Genomic DNA, 2,855 nt, shown 5'->3' on the forward strand with positions numbered 1-2,855 from the left:
GAATTCAGGGGTGAAAGTACGTTTGGTTTTCTTGTTCATTAAGTCACCTGTTTTGTGTTGTGGTGAGGATATCACCTTTAATCAGGTGGCCAAATTTACTGTGCCACTACATCCGGCGTATCCAGACCGTCCACCACTTTGCGGACATCAGCCATCTTCGATTCAAGGGTGATGGCTGATTTTACAGGGAGTACCAGTGCCCCCATTATTGCAGTACCCGCCCCGGCAGCGCCCAGAGCAAGGCTGGAGGCTTCTTTCTGAAATCCCTTAAGCTGACGCTGCATACCTTTAAGCGGGCCGGATAGCCTGTCAACGGCGGTGATGATGGCTTTCAGCTGAAAATTATCAGCCATGCTTCATCTCCTCATTTATACGGACGGCCTCTGCCTCCAGATCAGCAAAGTGGGAAATAGCCGTCCGGCGAAGTTCAAGGGGGTTTAATTTCCAGAACCACGCGACATTGTAGAATCGCTTCCGGAGGTCTCTTCCGTCTCCAAGCCGGTAAAAAAACGCATTACAATCATGCCTGCCTTGAAAATATCCAGCTTCGTCATCTGCGCTGCAGACGAGCGCGGGATCCCGGCCAGAAGCGGGATATATTTCAGCGCCACCTGACTGTCCATTTTCATACCACCATCAGGCGAAACAGAGAAAGGGAACCCCAGCGCCTCAATCTCGTCATACGTAGGCTCACGTATTTCCAGCACATGCAGTGTTTCTTTGTGGGCGATGATCGGTTTTTTAAGTACAAGCTCAATCACTGGTAATCCCCTTCTTCACCGTGGAACTCAAGATCAACCGTGCCTTCTTCGGCATTATGGTTCGCTTCGCCGTGCAGCCAGGCAGACGACAATACATAGACCTGACCGTTCGCCAGCTCGGCAGTGATGGTCATCTCATCAGACGAGGTGATTTTGCTCACCGGAAAATTCTTCGGCACCTTGAAGGTTCCTTTGACATAAGGCGCGCGGTGAGTTTCCTTGCGGTCCACTGAACCATCCAGACCGATGATGTCATCGTTAACCGTTTTGTTCATGGGCACCTCAATGCCGCCGGTCAGCGATAGCTGCTGACCGTCAATTTTGAAATAACAGGTTCCCCCGATACGGGCCATTATGCAGACTCCTCTGAATACTGAAGACGGAACTGGTTAACATAGTCAGGCGGGAACAGCGTGTTCAGGCGGTTCGGATCGCTGGCATCACGCTCCACAATCAGGTACTGCTTGAACAGTTCGTAGTTTTCCACGATCCCCGCACGCTCGAGCTGACGGTAGGTTGCCAGCAGTTCCCCTTTGATCACCGCCGGGGTGACAATCGCCTGACCGGGACCAAAGCGGGTACCGTCACTGGCAAGCTTGTGACGCCCGTACTTACTGGTAATGACGGATTTCAGTTTGCGCAGTACATACGCGCTGGTATGCAGCGTCTCGCTGTCGAGGTAGCTGTTATCCGCAACCCCGTAAGCGTTTTTCCTGTACGTGGTGACATCACGCTGAATGCGCAGTACCCCGCTTTCGACATACGCCGTTGCCACGCCATGAGACAGCAGGGTCTGCTGCTCGGTCATCGTGAACCGTTTCCCCTTCGGCGCAGGCAGCATACCTACCAGCTCACCGGTCTGCGTGGGACGTGCCGGATCGTTGCGGATAAACACCGCTGCGCGGGCGGTACGGCTTGCCGCCAGCTCGTCGGCAGGCGTCTGGGTGTCTTTTTCGTACCCCGCCAGGGTAATGTGCTGCTGGTTAAACTGGTCACCTGCGGTCACCAGTTCTGACAGCGTGCCGATCTTTGCCGTATACACATGACCATACAGCTGACGCGCATAGCTCCAGCGACCGCTGGTATCGTTCATCTCGGTCACCAGCGTATTAACGGAGGCCGTGTCGTTGAACGGCAGGCCGATATAATCAAACGGCTCATCCGCCATTGCAGCCACCGCGCCGGTGAGAACCGGAGCACCCGTTCCGGCGGTACCCGTCGCCACGGCAATCTGTACGCCCGCTGGCAGCACTTCGCCCCCACCAAAGCCGTAGTAATTGAGGCTGACAGGAATTTCATTCCCGCAAAGCCCCTTATGACGCGCGGTCAGCGTGACCACACCAGCCGAAGATGAAGCTGTAAACGGCAGAGTCGGAACGGCATTGATGGCATCCTGGATACTGCTGGCAATCGTCGCGACGTTATCGCCGTTGGTCACCGGTGCCTGCACGCGGGTACGTCCCACATAAACATTCACCGTGCCGGTTTCGGTTGCCGCGCCGGTCACCGTCAGCGTAACTGTTGCCGCCGCGGCCGTGGATTCAGGAACGGCAATCACATACAGTTCACCAAACGGGTCGGTCTGGCGATAAGCCTCGACCATACGCGCCAGCTGACTTCCCGCACCACAAATCTGGCGTGCATAGTCTGCCGACGGCATCAGCACCAGACTGTTGGCAACAATCTCTGCACCGTTATTGGCGTGACCAATCAGCAACGATGCTCCGCTGTCCTGTGCAGTATTCGCCGCCTGGTTATCCATTTCCGCATAAAACAACGGAACCAGCGTATTCGACGGAATGGTGTTAAAGCTTATCGTCATCGGTATTCACCTTTTTATTCACGCGCCGGATATCACCCGCTGCTTCACGGCGCAGCCAGTAGTTGTTCTCGTCAACATTTCGCCCTTCGGCGGGCAAAAGGTCGCCGCGGGCAGGGTCAGGCACTGACCGCCCTTTAACAGGTTTCACAAACATGAGGATCCTCAGGAAGGAAGGGTTATTTCGGTGTGATGTTCGATATCGCCGTCAGGCCCGTTACCGGGATCGAGATAATCAACATCAATCGCCAGCGTTCGCAGTTCATCCAGACTGT

Annotated in this window: 4 protein-coding genes and 1 pseudogene; all 5 read right to left on the minus strand. The window is 55.0% G+C overall.

Going from position 1 to position 2,855, the window contains the following annotated elements:
• Window positions 1-110 precede the first annotated feature (110 nt).
• A pseudogene (locus ACJHYR_RS27325) lies at window positions 111-353 on the minus strand (phage tail tape measure protein); the annotation flags it as partial.
• Window positions 354-437: 84 nt separating this feature from the next.
• Window positions 438-761 carry a phage tail assembly protein gene (locus ACJHYR_RS27330; protein WP_000571713.1) on the minus strand — a complete coding sequence of 108 codons (324 nt, stop codon included), beginning with the start codon at window positions 759-761 and terminating at the stop codon, window positions 438-440.
• Window positions 758-1,114, minus strand: coding sequence for a phage tail tube protein (locus ACJHYR_RS27335; protein ID WP_000090993.1), 357 nt, complete (start codon window positions 1,112-1,114; stop codon window positions 758-760). The genes ACJHYR_RS27330 and ACJHYR_RS27335 overlap by 4 nt, the downstream gene beginning before the upstream one ends.
• On the minus strand, window positions 1,114-2,583 hold the full coding sequence (locus tag ACJHYR_RS27340; RefSeq protein WP_072837596.1) for a phage tail sheath subtilisin-like domain-containing protein: 1,470 nt from the start codon (window positions 2,581-2,583) through the stop codon (window positions 1,114-1,116). The genes ACJHYR_RS27335 and ACJHYR_RS27340 overlap by 1 nt, the downstream gene beginning before the upstream one ends.
• A complete protein-coding gene (locus tag ACJHYR_RS27345; RefSeq protein ID WP_000497751.1) occupies window positions 2,567-2,737 on the minus strand; it encodes a DUF2635 domain-containing protein in 171 nt (56 codons plus the stop codon). Before ACJHYR_RS27345 ends, ACJHYR_RS27340 begins: the two co-directional genes overlap by 17 nt.
• Window positions 2,738-2,855 lie beyond the last annotated feature (118 nt).

The sequence above is a fragment of the Escherichia sp. WS1450 genome, from assembly GCF_046487395.1.
Lineage (GTDB): Bacteria > Pseudomonadota > Gammaproteobacteria > Enterobacterales > Enterobacteriaceae > Escherichia > Escherichia coli.